Origin of the sequence: Bacillus niameyensis, from assembly GCF_001375535.1 — a bacterium.
Lineage (GTDB): Bacteria > Bacillota > Bacilli > Bacillales > Bacillaceae_C > Lederbergia > Lederbergia niameyensis.
Window position 1 is genome coordinate 2,288,886 of the sequence record NZ_LN831197.1, and the last position, 18,899, is coordinate 2,307,784.

Sequence of the window (18,899 nt, forward strand, 5' to 3'; positions counted from 1 at the left end):
CCTTCTCAATAATGTGACCTGCGTCACAGAATGAAAACTTTTATAAAACGGTGGGCCAAATATCATGACGTATTCATCGTAATTAGACGGGCTAAGTGCCATGAGCCTTTTCCCATTTAAAAAAGCTACCCTCAAATTCGAGGATAGCTTCTTGTTAAATCTATATTTTATGATCAGTTTCTACTTTTCATCTTTAGGATTTTCTTGTTTTTTTAGTCTTCCAGCATCTTTTAATGCCTTTTTAATAATCAATTCAATTTGCGCATTTACACTGCGGAATTCATCCTCTGCCCATTTTTCGAGGGAATCATATACTTTTTGATCAACACGCAGTAAAAATCGCTTTTTTTCAGCCACTACATCACAACCTTAGTAAATCGTTCCAGTATTCATGACAGGTTGGCTCCCTTTATCAGAGACAATTGCCACCATCAAGTTATTCACCATTTGTGCTTTCTTCTCTTCGTCCAGCTCGACAATTCCCTCTTCCTTCAGTTGGTCAATGGCTGATTTAACCATCGTTACTGCACCATCAACGATAACTTTTCTTGCAGCGAGAACAGCTTTTGCCTGCTGTTTTTGGAGCATCGCCGAAGCAATTTCGCTCGCATACGCAAGGTGCATAATTCGTGCTTCAATAATTTCCACACCGGCAAGTTCCAGACGCTTTTGCAGATCTTTCGTCAACTCATCGCCAACTTCATCAGAGTGCTGGCGTAGCGAGATTTCATAATCATTATTCATATTATCATATGGATACTGACTTGCAATATGGCGTAATCCTGTTTCACTTTGAGTGTGGACGAATTCCTTATAATCCTCAACATCAAAGACCGCTTTGGCGGAATCAAAAACTTTATAAACAACGACCGCAGCGATTTCAACCGGATTCCCTTCTAAATCATTTACTTTTAATTTTTCACTGTTAAAGTTAATTACCCTAAGGGAAACGGTTCTTCTGACCGCTAAAGGAACCGTAAAATAAAAGCCTTCATGCTTAATTACACCAAGATAGCGACCAAATAAAGTAAATACTTTCGCTTGATTAGGCTGAATAATTGTAAATCCAGTAAGAGTTAATGCCGCTAGCAAAGCGCACAAAATACCAATAATTAAAAGTGGGATGTTTTCATTTACGTCAAATTGCCAAATTCCAACAGCAGCTCCTGCCACGAAGATTAGAAACAAGATAACTCCGATTAAACCATTCATCTTAAACATATCTTTCTCTTGCATCGCCCATCACTCCCGTTCACTTTATATCATTATGATATCACTTTGATGTCATAATGTGAAGTAGAATTTTAAAAAGGTGCCTGGCACCATGGGGATTATTACCCACGGTGCCTGGCACCTCCATACTTTAGCCTTATTTATACCCTCCTCCGCTCCATCACATTAATGCCGATTCCCATCATGACAACAGCCATTAATAAAAGGATACTAATTGGTTGTAATAAATCCGTAAAGCCGTATCCGTACAATGTCGCTCCTTTTAAGGCTTCCATCCCATATAGTAATGGCGAGATTTTACCAATAGCTAGCATAATGGGCGATGATACGATTTCGATCGGCCAATAAGCACCTCCGAGCATGGCTAGGCTAACGGAAAATAGCGGAACAAGGCCATTAAATTGGCTCAAGGTTTTTGAAAATGCAGCAAGCATCATGCAAAGTGCGACAATGGATAAAACATAGGGGATTAATAAAAGCAATGTCTTGCCAAAACCACCATGAAAATCGACCCCCGCTCCGTAGCGAAAAGCAACAAAGACAAGAACGACTTGAAAGTAACCCATCAAAAAACTATACAGGAGATTTCCTACATACATCTCCCATTTTGTCACAGAAGAGACAGTCATTCGGTCCCAAATTCGCGCTCGCTTTTCTTCTAAAATATGAATAACGTTGAATGCAATCGTGTAAATGACGAAAAATAACGAGAATCCAAATATTCCTTGTAATTGATTATCAATAACCCGTGATTGATCATTACGGAAATTTTCCTTTTTCAACCCAAAAAGTGGTTTTGCATGGGCTGTCTGCCAAATCTGTTCAACCTTTTCCTTATTATCGGTTAACGATAGTAAGTGAGCTTTTTGGATTTTTTTCATATAGATCGTTTGGACATATTGTTCTAATAAAGTAGCATTTTCAGAATGAGCTGTCATAATTAGTGAAAAATCTTCTGCTCGCGCTTCCAGGCCTGCTTCCACTTTACCGTTCTGAATAGCGTCTCTCGCTTCTTGTTTACTAACATGTTCAAATTCAAATAAATCGGATTCGTTTAACTCTGTTAGCAATGCCCCCATTTCCTGCTCAGACAAATCACTAAATACAGGCACGTATATCTTGCTATAGCTAGATTTACCTACAAAATAAGCAAAGAGGACGCATATAAAAGTCATGATAAGGAACAACCACGGATTGCGAATAAAAAGTCGAATTTTTGTACGAATAATCCCAATCATCACGCGCGCTCCTTTCGTGGAAAAGTAAACCATGCACTAACGATTAGCACAGCAGCTGTTCCCAATAATACGAATAGATGACCGATGATTTCATTAACGCCTGCCCCCTGCATCACCTTCATATAAGCCGTCATCGCAGCCCCATTTGGTGTTAACTGCCCGATTTGCACTAATAACTCTGAAATATTCCCGACAGGTGTAAAACTGCCGCCAACAAAAGAGAGGACTGCGACAAAAGCACTCATAAATAATTTAGATGCAGATTCCGAACCGAGCCGATGATTAATAGCCATCAATAATACAGCTATCCCACCCGTTGCCAAAGCTAGGGCTAAGGAGATTAAGAAAAATGGAGAGAATTGTGGCCAATGTACTCCATACGCAATGGCTGCAACACCATATAATATAAGCATTTGTAAGGCAGCAAGTACAATGGTCGAGATGAAAACAGCACCAGCATACGCCCATGCAGGTACATTAGCAAGCAAAATTCGATCAAGTACATTCCATTTTTTTTCTAAAAAACTGCGTGAACTTACACTAGATGCAATAAATAAAATAAACATGACGCCCATTCCAATTGTGTAATAAGTAAATGCCCCAATTGGTTCCTTTTTTGACAATGATTCAACTGTAGCAAGTGATTGAGTTGGTACATAGATTGCATCTGGATTGAGCAAGCCTTCTTTCCCTAAATTTGCCCAAACAGAATATTGTTCTTGAAAATTCCCCACAATGTCCTCGACAATGGCAGAGGACAGCTCCTTCCCTTCATTAGAGTACACCGTAAGGGCAGGAATCTCTTTTTCTTCTATAAAAAGTAACTCTAATATTTTACTAGTAAAATGAGGTGGAACTTCGATGATCGCCGAATATTGCTCTGCCGTTTTTAGCTCTTCCAGTTCTGACGAGGGCACTTCCTCAAGGGTTAGAATTGATTCGAGCTCTTCATTATTAAAAATTTGTTCTTTTAGCATAGTAATCGGCAATAGGCTTTTGGCCCCCATCTCCATTTGCTCTTTTGCTTCTGTTGGAATAGGCAGATCGGTCAATTTCTCAAGAAATAACTCCATTTCCTCTTCCTCATTCGAATGGTTTACGAGAGCGACTTTTCCAGAGAAAGACTGCACATCTCCATTCATAAGCGATCCAAGAGCAAATCCAAGTATCATAATTAATAATAGGGGCATCGCAAGAAGAACAAGCAATTCATCAGGGCTCCGAACAAATAGCAATAATTCCTTTTTAATAAAAGATAAAAGTAACCTCAATTTCGAAGCGCCCTCCCCGTCAAATGGAGGAAAACATCTTCCAATGTAGGTGATTGTATTTCTACGCCAAGAATATTAGCTTTTGTTTCTTCCGCCCATTTAAAAAGTTTAGCAATTAGATTCACTTCTTTTGGAACGACTATCGTCACTTGATGATCTTTCATTTCAACACGAGCGATGATCGGTTGAGATTGGAGAATTTGAATGAATTCTTCATTTTCCCGCTCCATTTTAACCTGGATCATCTGGTCAGCAGACAATATATTTTTGATTTCCTTTTTCGTACCAGATGCAATAATGCTTCCCCGATCCATAATATAAATTCGATCACAAAGGTACTCTACTTCCTCCATATAATGGCTTGTATATAGGATCGTCATTTGCTTTTCTTGATTGAGTCGCTTCACTGTTTCTAAAATATAATTGCGCGACTGCGGATCAATTCCGACCGTTGGTTCATCCATAATTAATATTTCTGGCTCATGTAAAAGGGCCGCTCCGATATTTAATCGACGTTTCATACCACCTGAAAAATGTTTTACTAATTTCTTACCTTGATCTTGGAGTCCGATTTGTTCTAAAACTTCCTGAATCTTTTCCTTTAATTCCGGATTTTTCATTTTCTGGATGCGACCGAAAAATTCGAGATTCTCTTTCGCAGTTAAATCATCATATAAAGCAATCTCCTGAGGAACTACTCCTAATTTTTTTCGGAGAACTTGCGGATTTTTCAATACATCTTTTTTTTGGAAATAAACTTCGCCCGTTGTCGGGGTAATCAGGGACGAAATCATGCCTATCGCTGTCGACTTCCCTGCTCCATTTGGCCCAAGTAAGCCAACAATTTCCCCGCGTTTCAAATAAACATTAATCGCCTGCACTGCTTTATGTTGTTTAAAATGCTTCGTCAGCTCAACTGCCTCAAGCATTTGATCCTCCCCTTTCACTTAGCTTCATTCTAAAGCAGGGTCGGTATCATTTCGAGTAGCTGGAGTCATAAAATGGGGTGACTTGGGTCATGAGGTAAGTTTTAATGGTTTGAAAGTTAAATCCAGCCGAACTTTGAAAGATTCTCCTCCAAACTTGAAAAATTATTGCCAAACTTAAAAAATTCCCTTTCAACTCGAAAAATTATACCGAATCTTAAAAAATTCCCTCCCGAACTCGAATAATTATTGCCCATACTTAAAAAATCCCCTTCCAATAACTATCTTTGAAGCATTTAGACAAAATAAAAACGCCCTCACAAAGGGCCGTTTCAATTAAACAAGATCATTTTTCACTGCATAAATTGCCAACTGGGTTCGGTCGCGCAGTTCGAGTTGTTGCAATATTTGTGAGATATGGTTTTTTACCGTGCCTACAGATAAATAGAGGATTTCCGATATCTCCTTATTCGTTTTCCCCTCGCCTACGAGCCGAGCGATATCGAGTTCACGGTCTGTTAAAGGGATTTGAACAGGCACACTCATTTTTTTCTCCAGTAAGCGCGGCATCATTTTCGCTGCAACTTCTTCATGCAAAACCAACCCACCGGCAAAACAACTTTCGACCGCATTGATCAACTTTTCTGGCTCGGATGTTTTCAGTAAAAAACCATTAGCTCCATCCTTTAACGTTTCCACTGCGGCTTCTTCATCATTAAAAGTTGTTAATACTAAGATTTTCACCTCTGGCCAGCGTTGTTTTATGATTTTTGTTGCTTCAACACCGTTCATATCAGGCATTCGAATGTCGAGTAAAATCAAATCGGCTTGGCACTGTTCCATAGCAGCAATGGCTTCTAGCCCAGTACCAGCTTCACCGACTATTTCAAATTGACCAGGTTGTTCCAAAATCATCCGCAACCCTTTTCGCACAATAACCTGATCCTCGACTAATAAAATCCTCTTCCTCATCCCACATTCTCCTTTACAGGCATGGATCCTTCGATAATAAACTCTTTATCCGTTTGATAAATACGTAATTGGCCGGCTTGTTCTTCAATTCGTTCACGCATAGCTGTCAAACCAAAGCCAAGTTCAAACGGTTTTGGTTCATGAATCACGTTTGAAATGACCCATTCGATTTCTCCAATGGCCGTGCGTCCTAACGTCAATTCCACTTCTCTAGAAGAGCCGTGTTTCATCGCATTCGTTAAAGCCTCTTGAATCGAACGGTATAAAACAATGCTTTGAGCGTTAGATAGTTTTGTTAGCAAAACACCTTGTTTCATTGTAAAACGGATGAGCAAATGATTCTCCGACTCTAGCTTTCTAATAAGTTGAACAACCGATGTAATGCCAGCAACTTCCTCCTGCTTCAACGTTTTCACGGCCTGTCTCGTTTCCTCTAAACTTTCCTTCGCCAATTGTTTTAACTCCGCATACTCACCTGATTGATTCTGCATAGAAAACATTTCAAGTTGCATTAGCAGTGCCGTCAATTTATGACCAACTGAATCGTGGATATCTCGGGCAATCCTTGTTCGTTCTTCCAATCTCGCCACTTGCTCATTTTCTAGATTCATTCGTTTCAACTGACGATATTCTCCTAAAAGCTGTTCATAAACGTCACGTTGTTCCTGCCGCTCCATGACATAACGATTTAGCCTGATTTCGATAAAAAATAAAATGATTGCAAATATATATAATGGTAGAACCCATTCCGATAATAGTGCGCTTGCTATAATAAGTAAGGCAATGCTATATATAATAAAAGCTTTTAATTCCAGAGCAGTTAAGTGAAAAACAGCTTCCACTGTTATAAACAATAAGAAAAGCCATACCCAAATCATTGGAGTATGCACCAAAACAAGTACGCTTAGAAGGCTTTGTAATATGACAAAAAACAAAACGGGCCTTTTTACAATCGGGAGAAAAAAATAAAGTGTAAATGCAGCCGCACAAACGATGAGTTGAACAGAAAGCTCCTTTTCCCCTACATCATTTCCAACCCACATACATCCCCATAAAATAGCAAACGCAAGTATTCGCACAAACCACGACTTCATGGCCCACCCCCATTAACTTCTTCCATTCTACTAAACATACTCTATATCAACTAACAAATTGTACGAAAAATATCAGACCTTCAGTGGCCTGATATTTGGAGTATTGCAATACTATTGAAGACTGCTTACCTTTTCAGCTAATTCATAAATAATCATTTCTCCATTTTTCCAGCGTCTTTTTCTTTTCCCCTCATATCCAGATCTTTGAAGCGCTTTCGATAACTCAATTAGAAAAAAACCATGAGAAACAACTAATATGTTCTCTTCACTTCTTGATTCTAGCAAATCCATGAACTTTTTTACACGCCTTTTTGTTTGTTCCCGTGTTTCTCCCTGGGAAGAGTGAGAACTGAACCAAGCAAATCTTCCTGCAAAATTCCATACTGCAAGCGGTAACTTAAACTGTCTTTTACTGAAGGCAGCTAATGGAATTTCTCTAAGTAATGGTGTTTCAATAATTTCGCAATCACATATTCTTTTCGCTGTGTGGAAAGCTCGCATGAGGTCACTCGTGTAACAAAGGTCCCATTGACCATGATCACTCTCTTTCTGAATTGGCAAAATGGTCGCTTCATTATAATGGTCAATCCATTCAGAAAACTCATCAGCCGTCAGTAAACTGTTCGGCTTTTGATCATTCACCTTAAAATGGCGAACAAGCGCCACTTTCATGTTGCATCCCTTCCCCATATATAAAAATTGTATTTCTATAACTTTATCAAAAAAACTTAAAAATAAGAACTTTTTTCTCTTAATCTTACCAAATAGGACATTTTCCCTAGAATATTGTTGTAAATCAAGTTATCCAAGTAATGAAAATGATATGTTTATGGTATTCTAGCCCTATAACACAAAATTAATAGGAAAGAGGTTCGTGCAATGATCTCGATGTTACTCGCTAACAAGATAAAAAATATTAGCATTCAGCCCATTCAACAAAGTGATTTAACGGAAAACATACATAACACACAAGCTTCTAATCTATTGGAATTAACTCAACTTACTCAAAAGGATCTCGAAAACCTAAAAAAAATCGATACTATCATGGAGGAACACGCTACTAACATCGCGGAACGACATTACAACATGATTATGGGTATTCCCGAAGTAAAGAGGATCTTTGAGCAATATTCTTACAAGGAACGTTATACGAATGCAATTACAAAGTATTTTAGAGAATTGACAAAGGGTATCGTTGATCAAGATTACATCCTTTATCGAAAAAAAATTGGACAAGTACATAGCAGAATTCATTTGACCGATGAATGGTATATCGGTTCGTACATTCGTGTTTATGAATATTTGCTCCCTTTTATTACTGCTAAATTTTATAAATCTCCGATCGAATTAGCCGATATTCTCCTTGCCTTAAACCGAATCATAACCTTTGATAGTTTAGTCGTTTTAGGAGCTTATCAAGAGGCGAATGACTATAAGATGGTCGAAAAAATTAATACTGTCACAGAATATGTGATAGGTGTTGATAAGGTTAAGGATTTATTAGATGATGTGGACAATACAGTAAACGAAGCTGAGCATGTTAGTTCTTCTGCCCAAGAATTAAACTCTTCTGTTGCCGAAGTCGCTGACCATGCAGTCGCAGTCTCCGAAAAGACGGAGCAGATGGTTAAGGAAACACGCCAAGGACAGGAAGTTATCGAAACATCCATAAATGGATTTTTATCTATGGCTGATGATTTTCTTAATATGAAAAACGATATACAGTCGTTAGTGCAGCAAGTAGATGAAATCTCACAAATAGTAGATTTCATTAAAAACGTCGCAAATGATACGAATTTACTTGCACTTAACGCATCAATTGAAGCTGCACGGGCTGGAGAAAGTGGTCGAGGTTTTGCTGTAGTAGCAGATGAAGTTCGAAATTTAGCGGATCAAACGAGAATTTCGGTTGAAAAAATCTCTGCAACTATTATAAAAATCCAACATGAATCCACTGAAGTGAAAAATGTTGCGGAAAATATGGCGAGCCAATTAGACGGAAGAATATCCCAATCTAAAGAAGCAATGGTAACTTTAAATCAAATCATGAGTAAAGTGACGGAAGTAGGAAATGCGACAAGTACAATTGCCGCGATTGCTGAAGAACAGGCTGCGGCAACTCAGGAAATTTCCACAAGAATGAATGCTGTCCGTCTCCATACAGAAAAAATTAAAAACAAAGTAAATGAAACTGGATCGTCCATTTATCAAGCAAGCTGTCAAGTTGACGACTTAAGAAAACAAACGATTCAAGAAATTCCTGAATTAACAGAAGCACAATTGCTTAGAGTTGCCCAAACAGAGCATTTATTGGCAAAGTGGTGGGCTTACAATACCGTCATGGGCTATCACTTATCTGAAGATGTCCGAGTAGGTGATTGGTATAATAAGCTTAAAAACAATGCATTTGTTCGTTCTTCTGTTTCCTTTCAGACCCTTGAGAAACCTCTCCAAAAGTACGAGAAACTTATTAAACAGATACATTCACTAGTCAGGAATGATCAACCTACTGATGCCGGATCTTTGTTAATAGAATTGGATACTTTGTTAAAGCAAATAAAGGATCAAATGGCGGGCATAGAGAAAGATCTGCTTAAAACGAAATAAATCAAGAAGTATAAAACTGTCGGAGTCATTCGGCGGTTTTTTTTTCTATTTTAACCGTCCGAATGAGTTATGTTACTTTATCCCCTATCATCAATCCAGTAACAAATAAATCTCCAAATCTCCTGCATTTGCAAACATTGAAGTTAGTTGAATCGCTTTATCATAACCAGTTAAGGTAACATCGCCTTGAATGATTGTCGGAGAGGTAATGTCCATATTTACTCCATGTTCAACAATAATCGTCGCGAGACTTCCCGCTATCATATTTCCTAATTCACCGCTAAATGATGCAAGCATTTCCCCTTCCAGAGCCATTCCGAACATGACTTCACCAATTGCACCAAACGTAGCGGATTGCCCTGCTATGATTAACTTTCCTTTTATATCACCAATGATACCAATCAGTACTCCGTATTGGAGTTCCAAGGATCGGCCAAGTAATTTTGGTTTTGTTATCTCATGAGGAATCGGTACAATATTTTTTAGAGACTGAATCGTCCCATTTAACAAATAAGTAATCGAAATATTTCGATCTCCACTCGCAATAGCCAATGTACACACTCCCTTTTCGCTTTCATTATTACTTTATTACTAACAGCATAAAGTAATAATATATGATTCCATACTTAATTACTACAAAACTCAACAATTTTAAACATTTTTCTACATCATTATTCTAACAATTGATTCTTTAGACCTAGCAAAATGACACAAAAAAACCTGGACGAAAAGATGCCCAAGTTTTTTTGCCTTAAGTTAATGTTTTAAGAAGGGCCACCAATTCGCCTTTCCTAACACTTTTATCAATACCGGAACAAAGAGCGGTAAAATGATTAATGCGTAGAATAGAAGTCCCGTTAAAACGAGTGTTGCAATTTGCAGCATCGATAATACACCTGATGGCAACATAGCTGCAAAAGTTCCAGCTAAGATAACGGCAGCACTCATAATAACAGTTCCCATATTTTTCATCGCAATTAAAATTCCTTCTTTAACATCCAGTTCCTTATATTCCGAGAAACGATCCATTAGAAAGATGGAATAGTCTACACCTAACGCGATTAGGATAACAAACCCGAAGAACGGCGTAACCCAGTTAATACCAGGATATCCGAGAATGTTAACGAAAATAAGCTCTGTCATGGCAATCGAAGAATAATAGGTTAAGAGTAACGATGCAATAATATAGATTGGCATTACAAGAGAGCGAAGTAGAATAATTAAGATTAACACAATCCCAATCATCATGAACGTAACCGTTTTGGTGTAATCGGCATTGGACATCGTTTCAAGGTCGCGGTTCATACTAGTGACACCGCCCACACCAATATGGGCCTGTTCTAACTTCGTGTCTTTCGTTACTTCCTGAATCGCTTTTTCCATATCATCAATAAGATCCATTGATTGTTTGGAATAAGGGCTGGCATCTAAAATGACATCCATCGTTGTCATTTTTCCATCTTCTGATAAATAGACATCAAATACTTGCTGGAAGTCCTCATTTGTCAAAAGCTCTTCAGGAATATAAATACCTGATTGTTGTAAGTTTTGATCTTTAGAAAGCTCATCTAAATAATTCTTCGCTTCTCCAAATCCTTCTTCAATTTTTCCGAGCCCTTCACTACTTTGCGCAAGACCATCACTTAATTCATCTAATTGACTTCCCATATCGCCGAAGCCTGTTTTCAATTGTTCTTGACCACTAGCAATATCACCGAGTCCTTTAGATATCTGAGGCAGTTGCTGAACAACTTGCTTCTGTCCCGAAGACGCCTTACCTAATCCAGATTCAAGCTGAGCCAAACCTGTTGTAATCTCGTTCAAGCCTTTTGAAAATTCACCAAGACCGCCACTAATTTTCGCTAAATTTTGGTTAGCTGTATCTAATCCTGAACGTACTTTCTTCAATTCCTCATTTAACGCGGAAATCGTTCCACCCGCTGTTCCTACCTGTGTCGGAAGAGTTTGCATGATGGCTGAGATTTCGGCAAAATTCGGATCTGTTGTAATTTCTGGATGATTTTCCGCAAGCTTCGATAAAGCAGTACCTAAGGATTGCAATTGTCCGAGAGCTTCATTCAAAGTCGCTGGTACCTTATCATATTGTGCAATTAATTGTGTAAGCCCCTCTTGTGCCTGCACATATCCTTCTAGCAAAGCTTGAGTTCCAGTCTGAAGCTCTTTCGCCTGTTTCGCAGCTTGAGTAGTTCCATTTTTAAGATCCTTTGCCCCAGTGGCACCGGACCTAATGCCGGTTTCAATCTGAGTAAGGGCCGACTGAAGTTTTGTCACTCCGGATTGAAGCTCTTTTGTACCCGCAGTTAGATCACCGATTCCCGATGTTGCTTTTTCAATTTCAGGTTTGGAATCTTTAAGCGAAGTCGCCGCCTCGTTCAATCCATTTTTAATTGTGGAAATCCCGTCGTTTCCTTCTCCTATCCCTTTTCCAAGTTCTCCAGCCAGATTCTGAACATAGATTTCATCCATTCTCTCGCCTGTTGGCCTTGTAACGCTACGAATTTTATCAACGTGATCTAATTTTTCAAGTTTATTCCCAATTGATTCGATAATAGTTAGATATTCTGTTGATTTCATAGATTCATCATTTTCAAGAACGATTTGAATTGGCATCACTTCGCCCGGTCCAAAATTCTCGGAAACGAGGTTAAAGCCTTTAACCGAATCATAGTCATCGCCAATTTCGTCAAGGGAGTTGAACGATAATTCTCCATCATAACTAATAATGAGCGGTACTGTAAAAATAGCAACAATTGCTAAAGCCGCAAGAGGTCTAACAATGGCAAGATTCCCCATCCACCCCCATAATCCACTTTCCTTATGAGAAATATCCTTTTTCACCGGCCAGAAAAGAGCCTTTTTCAAAGTAGCCATGAAAAACGGAACGATTGTAAAGAGCGCAATCATTAGGACGAAGACACCAACAGCAACACCGACAGCAGATTGATATAGTTTAAAAGTTGCGAAACCGATTGATGCAAAACCGATCATGACGGCGAGACCGCTGTAAATGACCGTTTTCCCTGCCGTTTTATAAGTGGTAACTATGGCTGTATGAATATCTTGACCGTTTGACAGTTCCTCTTTATAGCGGCTCAAAAGCAAAATACAGTAGTCTGTTCCTACTCCAAAAAGGACTGCAACTAAAAAGGTTTGAGTGAAATTCGATACTGGAAAATTCACTACATCAACGAGAAAAGCAACAATCGCTTGACTCACGACATAAGTCATCCCAACGGTTAGCAGTGGAATAAATGGAGCCACTGCAGAACGGAAGACTAGCAAAAGTACGATCATAATAAAAATAACCGTAATCACTTCTGTTTTGGCAAGACCCTTTTCGGAACTAATCACAACATCTTCATTGATTAGTGAGTTCCCTGTCATATAAGTGTCAACACCATCTGTTTTAATGGCTTGATCAAGTCGATCACGAATATCCTTAATTTCCTCATTACCGATTTTGACATCTAGCAATGCAATAATCGTATTCTCATCTTTTGAAACAAGCTGATCTTTTAGAGCATCGTCATTAAAATGGGTTGTAATCCCTGAAATCCCTAGCTTGGATTCATTTTCTTCAAGATGTGCGATTGTTGACTGAATGTTATCTAGTTGGGAGTCAGAAAGCTTTTGATCATCATGAAAAACGAGAATAAACGCCTCTGTCCCTTCTTCACTGGAAGAATGTTTATCTATAATCTCTGAAGCTACCGTTGATGGGTATCCATCAGCAATCTCAAGCTGGCCCTTATCCCTAACAAGTTGAGCCATATCAGGTGAATTCAAAGCTAACAATATAGCAACTACTACCCATGCTGCTACTATGCCCCACCTCAATTTTAAAATGGTTCTCAATTCTCGTCCCCCCTGTAATTCTCTATGTAATCAGCAATCTTTTCGTAAACATTAAGGAAAATTTCCATTTCCTTTTCGGGAATATCTTTAACAATCGTTTCTACAAATTGGTTAATGTTTTTTTCCAACGTTGCATAAAATTGGATTCCTTCATCAGAAAGCTTTAAAAAAACATTGCGACGGTCACTTTCGTCTCTGTGACGCTCCACCAACCCTTTCTTAACTAACTTTTCTACCCGGACTGTAATCGCACTTTTGTGAACTAGCAGTTGTTCTGCCAATTCCGATGCACGAACAGGTCCTTGCAAATAAAGCATTCGCAAAAGCGAAAACTGCTCAAACGACAATTCCTCCATCAAATGAGTAGACATTTGCATTGAAACACTTTTCGTACCATGCATAAAAATGTCCATATACCGTTCAAAAATAACCTGTATTCTTTCCTTATTCAAATTAGTTCACCCCATAAACTATTGACCCCATAAACTATAGAGGATTTTTTTGATAGTGTCAATGAACAGATTTCGAAGATTCGCAACAGCGGATAACAAACTTTAATTAGTAGTGATAGAGATTGGATCCTGGCATGTGCGAATGAACACACATTACTCGTAAATCAACACAATATAGCTCATGTGAAAACCGGCTGCTCGTTTTGTGCAAATACAGGTACCTTGAATTTTTACAGGTCAAAGAAAAACCCCCTTATAAAGGGGGCTTAGAATGCAATTAATTTTTCAGCAGGGTCCGTTCTTTTCCGGACTTTTTTAGAAACGATCTCCTTATCAAAGTAACCAATATTAAGGACACCGATAATCTTTTCACCAGATTCCACACGAAGTGCTGAACGAAATCTTGGATCATGAATGTGCTGTGGCGTTTTCCATACGGTTCCAATATTTTTCTCCCACGCGAGTAATTGGAAATTTTGTAACATACAGCTCGTTGCAGCAAAATTCTCTTCCCATTGTTTTTGGCGCGGATCTTCTGTCATGACGACAGCTAAGAATGCAGGTACGTTGATGAATTTATTTCGAACAGCTTCATGCTTGTTTTTCTCATGGCATTGTAAGACGGCTTCGATAAAGGCTTCTTTACGATCTCCCGAAATAAATATGAACCGCCACGGCTCTCTTACACCATGAGTCGGGGCCCAAACCGCGTCCTTTAATAGGGAAAGAACGAGTTCCTGACTGACTTCCTTGTCGATATATCCAGCTTTAACAGACGTCCTTTCACGAACTACTTCAGCAACTGATTTAACCGCTAACATTTTGTGCCTCCTGATAGATAATGATAATCATTTTCAATCAATAATATCATGATTACAATTAATATCAAGGAGAAGGACACCCAAAATGGGGAGTTTCTTGGAACACCTCTTATTTCCTCGTTGCACATTCGTTAATTACACTGAATTATTACCGATCCACGAGGCCCTCTGGAAAACGGTAACGATTTAATCTAAATCGTTACCGAACTCCTCTTTATATTCTATTTGATCGTTGCATGTATCAAAGGAATTGATTCTGACTTACCATCCGAAAAGCTGTAGGCTGCCACGATGCGCTTTGCCACTTCGGACACGTCAGCCGAATTACTATGAATGGTTGCAATCGGCTCTCCAGCTTCAATAGAGTCCCCGATTTTTTTATGCAAAACAACTCCAACACTAAGATCAATCTCAGATTCCTTAGTAACCCTGCCAGCACCTAGCATCATGGCAGCAATTCCGATTTCATTTGCAACAATTCCCGAAACGAACCCACTTACTGGAGCCGCTACAGGAAGTTGAAATGGGGCTTGCGCAAGTTTTCCAGGATCATCTACAACCGCTGCATCTCCACCTTGTGCTGATAAAAATTGTTTAAAAGCGGATAATGCTTTGCCATTCTCCACAACTTCTTCTAACATCACACGAGCCTCATCCTCTGACCCTGCTTTTCCAGCGAGCACAACCATTTTACTGCCAAGCACCAAACATAATTCATATAAATCAGCTGGACCTTTCCCCTGCAATGTCTCAATGGCTTCCTTAATTTCAAGGGCATTTCCGACCGCAAGCCCAAGTGGTTGACTCATATCAGAGATGACCGCAACGGTTTTTCTACCGACTTGGTTGCCGATCTCTACCATAGCCTCGGCCAATACTTTCGCATCATCGATTTTTTTCATAAAAGCTCCTGAACCTACTTTAACATCAAGAACAATGGAGTCTGCACCAGCAGCAATTTTTTTACTCATAATTGAACTTGCAATTAAAGGTATTGAATCGACCGTGCCCGTGACATCCCGCAATCCATAGATTTTTTTATCGGCTGGCGTTAAATTCCCTGACTGACCTACGACTGCAAGTTTATTCTTATTCACTAAATCGATAAACGTCTCTTCTGGAATTTCGACCTTAAAACCAGGAACCGATTCTAATTTATCAATCGTTCCACCTGTATGTCCTAAACCGCGCCCTGACATTTTAGCAACCGGGACACCAAGGGCCGCCACTAACGGTGCTAAAATTAGAGTTGTCGTATCTCCCACACCGCCAGTCGAATGTTTATCCACTTTCAGTCCTTCAATTCCACTCAAATCAATTTGATCACCCGATTCCACCATTGCCATCGTTAACCATGCCGTCTCCTCAGGTGTCATACTTTGAAAATAAACAGCCATTAAAAAGGCCGACATTTGATAATCAGGAATAGTTTCATTCGTATAGCCATCCACAACAAAATCGATTTCCGCTTTAGATAATGAAAGACCATCCCTTTTCTTAGCGAGAATATCTACCATTCGCATCATAAAATACACCCCTTTAGTTTATATTCAAATTTAATCCTTTTTCTCTTTCAATAAATCACGAATTTCCGTTAATAACTCTATTTCTGGGGCAACTGTCGTCTCTTCTTCTATTACCTCCTCTTCTTTCTTAGTCTTCAACTTTCCAAGAAGTTTAATAAATAGAAAGATGGAAAAAGAGATAATGAAAAAGTCGACAATACTTTGAATAAAAATTCCATATGTAACTTCAGCATCCCCAATTGATACGTGCAACTTTTCAAAACTGTAACCACCAAGTAACCCTCCTACAAGTGGCATAATAATATTGTCCACAAGCGAGGAAACGATTTTACCGAACGCACCGCCAATCACAACAGCGACGGCCAAATCCAACACATTACCTTTAACGGCAAACTTCTTAAATTCTTCCCACATATTTGCAACACTCCAATACAAATAACTTTCCTTTTACTTTAACTTTTTTTCACAAATTGTCCATCTATTTCCATAGAAAAATCGTATAATATTATTAGACACGTGCCTGTCACTCCCCGAATTTTGTCGAATTCGAGTATGACAGGCACGTCCGGGAATATATCGAATACACGAGGTGAGGGAATGGAAGAGGAGAAAAAGGGTAAACAATATTGGGACTGGGGATGGGCAAGATCGATTTTGTTTGCGATCGTTGTTGCATTTCTGATCCGGGCTTATATTTTAACCCCTGTCTTGGTGGAAGGAGCATCGATGGAACCTACACTTCATGATCATGAAAAAATTATTGTAAGTAAAACTATCTCCTGGATCGGCGAGATACATAGAGGAGATATTGTCATTATAAAAGATGATGAAGTAAAAATTAATTACGTTAAAAGAGTAATCGGTCTTCCAGGTGAGACGATTGAAATGAAAGACGATGTTTTATTTGTTAACGGTAAAGAGATTCGTGAGCCTTACCTTGATGACTATAAAAAGACGGCTAACCAACTAGGCAGCCGCTTAACGGGAGACTTCGGTCCGATTGAAGTTCCTAAAGATCACTATTTTGTTATGGGAGATAACCGCCCACATAGCATGGACAGTCGAACCGACTCATTAGATACTCTCGGATTCATCGAAACAGATCGAATTATTGGCAAAAGTAAATTTGTCTTATTTCCCTTTAAAAATATTAGGATAACAAAGTAAAGTGAAGTTTCAAACAGTGGAGGTTTTTCGGCCCCCACTGTTTATTTTGCCTCTTTAAAAATATGGTATTGATGCTTTCCATTTTCTTTAGACTGATACAGCGCAATATCCGCTTTATTATACAGACTTTCTGCATCATCTTCTTCCTCAGCAAGTGCAATACCGATACTAACAGAAACACAAATAGGAAAAGCTGCTTGCGCTTGGAACTGTTGTTTTAATCGTTTTATTAAATTGACAGCGATCAACTCCAATTGCTTTTCCTCAGCATCTGGAAAAATGATAACAAACTCATCCCCGCCAATTCTGGCACCGATATCATCCTTACCTACTAAAGTTTCAATTATTTTTGCTGTTAACTGTAAAATCCGATCGCCTTCTATATGGCCAAGTTGGTCATTAACCTGTTTAAAATTATCGAGATCAATCATCATTAGAGCAGTACGTTTTCGTTTGCGGTTCAATTGTTCTCTTAACAAATCCTCAAAAGCAGCACGATTCTTTAATCCTGTCAAACTATCATGAAAAGCAAGATGCATTGGCTTTCCAATTAATCTAGCAATAAGCAGTGCCAGCAAAATAGCCCCTGCAAAGATTACGGCGAGCTGAAGATAAAATTCTCGGCGTTCAACCATAATAGACTCTTTTAATTCCACATCATTATAAATAATTTCCACAACCCGATTGGTCGATAACCCTCTTGTTATCGTCGCCTCATATGGAATATAGCGATATGTTACAAACTCATTATCATTCCACATCTCCTTTATTTCAATCGGTTTCCCACCTGAGACAACTTTTTGGAACGCCTCTAGCCTTTCTGGTGACGACTGCAAATCTCCTTTTTGCTGGCTAGCATTGCCTATAATAAACCCGTCATGATTATAGACAGAAATTCGATTAATAAACGAATATTTCTCTTCCTGCCTTTTGACTAAATCCAAAAAATTAAAATGTCGAAATATCTCTCCATTCGTTAATGAGACACCTAATTCAATCAAGTATTGTTGATCTGGGGTTGGCACATAACTAAATTTTTTTATTTCACCGCTTTTTTGTTGTAAGTCCATGCCATCGTGCACAAACTTTCCTGCTTTTCTCCTCTTGTCTAATAGCTCGGAGAATTCTAGACAGCAACTATGAAAATCCAGACCAATATCAGGTTGAAAGCTACTGTTAACGATTACATTATGATCATTCAATATGTAGATATCCATTCCATATTTCTCTTTAAGAGCTGCAAAATCCCAATCTTCAACATTTGGATTCGTTTCATAAAGGGCTAATAGTTCATTAGAATATCTTTTCATTTCCTCTGCTATATCCGAATCAAACAATAAATAAACTTGATCAATCGTATGTAAGGAATCCATAATCCTTTCTTCTGCTGTCACCAATTTTGCTATATGTTCATCAATAAGTTTTTCTTTCATCTTTGTTTGATCAAAAAAGGCAACAAAAAACGTAATAAATACAGCAAAAATAATCATAACCAATGTTAGGTGTAACCGAAAATGTTTATTCATGGGTCAAACCTCCTATATATGGGAAATTACACCTAAGACTATTATACTATTTACTAACTTCATACTCCATACCATTTTGATTAATCACTTCTCTAGCAGCGGAAAAGGATCAGAGAGATCCGTTTATCACTAGAAGCTAATATAAAAATGTGATTATTAGGTCCCGTTCATTAAAATACTGCATTTGTTT

17 protein-coding genes are annotated in these 18,899 nt (G+C 38.6%); 2 read left to right on the plus strand and 15 right to left on the minus strand.

The window, feature by feature from the left end; translation table 11 throughout:
• Positions 1-180 precede the first annotated feature (180 nt).
• The 8 genes from BN1243_RS21790 to BN1243_RS10855 form a co-directional block, all read right to left on the minus strand.
• Positions 181-357 (minus strand): type II toxin-antitoxin system antitoxin, encoded by a 177-nt coding sequence (locus BN1243_RS21790; RefSeq protein ID WP_084781884.1) that lies wholly within the window; start codon positions 355-357, stop codon positions 181-183.
• 12 nt (positions 358-369) lie between these two features.
• Positions 370-1,236, minus strand: a complete 867-nt coding sequence (locus tag BN1243_RS10825; protein WP_062106698.1) for an SPFH domain-containing protein — start codon at positions 1,234-1,236, stop codon at positions 370-372.
• Positions 1,237-1,373: 137 nt separating this feature from the next.
• On the minus strand, positions 1,374-2,471 hold the full coding sequence (locus tag BN1243_RS10830; protein ID WP_062106699.1) for an ABC transporter permease: 1,098 nt from the start codon (positions 2,469-2,471) through the stop codon (positions 1,374-1,376).
• Entirely contained in the window at positions 2,471-3,742 is a 1,272-nt protein-coding gene (locus BN1243_RS10835) for an ABC transporter permease (RefSeq protein WP_062106701.1), read from the minus strand. The genes BN1243_RS10830 and BN1243_RS10835 overlap by 1 nt, the downstream gene beginning before the upstream one ends.
• On the minus strand, positions 3,739-4,671 hold the full coding sequence (locus BN1243_RS10840; protein ID WP_062106703.1) for an ABC transporter ATP-binding protein: 933 nt from the start codon (positions 4,669-4,671) through the stop codon (positions 3,739-3,741). Before BN1243_RS10840 ends, BN1243_RS10835 begins: the two co-directional genes overlap by 4 nt.
• Positions 4,672-5,004: 333 nt before the next feature.
• Positions 5,005-5,640: a response regulator gene (locus BN1243_RS10845; protein WP_062106704.1), complete on the minus strand. Its 636-nt coding sequence runs from the start codon at positions 5,638-5,640 to the stop codon at positions 5,005-5,007.
• Positions 5,637-6,734 carry a sensor histidine kinase gene (locus BN1243_RS10850; protein ID WP_062106706.1) on the minus strand — a complete coding sequence of 366 codons (1,098 nt, stop codon included), beginning with the start codon at positions 6,732-6,734 and terminating at the stop codon, positions 5,637-5,639. The genes BN1243_RS10845 and BN1243_RS10850 overlap by 4 nt, the downstream gene beginning before the upstream one ends.
• A gap of 111 nt (positions 6,735-6,845) precedes the next feature.
• Positions 6,846-7,406, minus strand: a complete 561-nt coding sequence (locus tag BN1243_RS10855; protein ID WP_062106708.1) for a histidine phosphatase family protein — start codon at positions 7,404-7,406, stop codon at positions 6,846-6,848.
• 216 nt (positions 7,407-7,622) lie between these two features.
• Here BN1243_RS10855 and BN1243_RS10860 point away from each other — a divergent pair, with 216 nt between their 5' ends.
• Positions 7,623-9,341: a methyl-accepting chemotaxis protein gene (locus BN1243_RS10860; protein WP_407638887.1), complete on the plus strand. Its 1,719-nt coding sequence runs from the start codon at positions 7,623-7,625 to the stop codon at positions 9,339-9,341.
• Between the two features lie 90 nt (positions 9,342-9,431).
• Here BN1243_RS10860 and BN1243_RS10865 read toward each other — a convergent pair whose 3' ends face one another.
• From BN1243_RS10865 to mscL, 6 genes are all read right to left on the minus strand, one after another.
• Positions 9,432-9,893, minus strand: coding sequence for a chemotaxis protein CheX (locus BN1243_RS10865; protein WP_084781886.1), 462 nt, complete (start codon positions 9,891-9,893; stop codon positions 9,432-9,434).
• Positions 9,894-10,097: 204 nt separating this feature from the next.
• Positions 10,098-13,217 carry an MMPL family transporter gene (locus BN1243_RS10870; RefSeq protein ID WP_062106712.1) on the minus strand — a complete coding sequence of 1,040 codons (3,120 nt, stop codon included), beginning with the start codon at positions 13,215-13,217 and terminating at the stop codon, positions 10,098-10,100.
• A complete protein-coding gene (locus BN1243_RS10875; RefSeq protein ID WP_062106714.1) occupies positions 13,214-13,669 on the minus strand; it encodes a MarR family winged helix-turn-helix transcriptional regulator in 456 nt (151 codons plus the stop codon). Before BN1243_RS10875 ends, BN1243_RS10870 begins: the two co-directional genes overlap by 4 nt.
• 266 nt (positions 13,670-13,935) lie before the next feature.
• On the minus strand, positions 13,936-14,490 hold the full coding sequence (locus BN1243_RS10880) for a nitroreductase family protein (protein ID WP_062106716.1): 555 nt from the start codon (positions 14,488-14,490) through the stop codon (positions 13,936-13,938).
• A gap of 221 nt (positions 14,491-14,711) precedes the next feature.
• A complete protein-coding gene (locus BN1243_RS10885; RefSeq protein ID WP_062110580.1) occupies positions 14,712-16,013 on the minus strand; it encodes a pyrimidine-nucleoside phosphorylase in 1,302 nt (433 codons plus the stop codon).
• Between the two features lie 33 nt (positions 16,014-16,046).
• Positions 16,047-16,430 (minus strand): large conductance mechanosensitive channel protein MscL, encoded by a 384-nt coding sequence (gene mscL / locus BN1243_RS10890; RefSeq protein ID WP_062106719.1) that lies wholly within the window; start codon positions 16,428-16,430, stop codon positions 16,047-16,049.
• Between the two features lie 183 nt (positions 16,431-16,613).
• On the opposite strand from mscL, the gene lepB reads away from it, so the two are divergent.
• Positions 16,614-17,183: a signal peptidase I gene (lepB, locus tag BN1243_RS10895; RefSeq protein ID WP_062106720.1), complete on the plus strand. Its 570-nt coding sequence runs from the start codon at positions 16,614-16,616 to the stop codon at positions 17,181-17,183.
• Between the two features lie 41 nt (positions 17,184-17,224).
• Here the strand turns inward: lepB and BN1243_RS10900 are convergent, their stop codons facing one another.
• Positions 17,225-18,709, minus strand: a complete 1,485-nt coding sequence (locus BN1243_RS10900) for a GGDEF domain-containing protein (protein ID WP_062106722.1) — start codon at positions 18,707-18,709, stop codon at positions 17,225-17,227.
• Positions 18,710-18,899 lie beyond the last annotated feature (190 nt).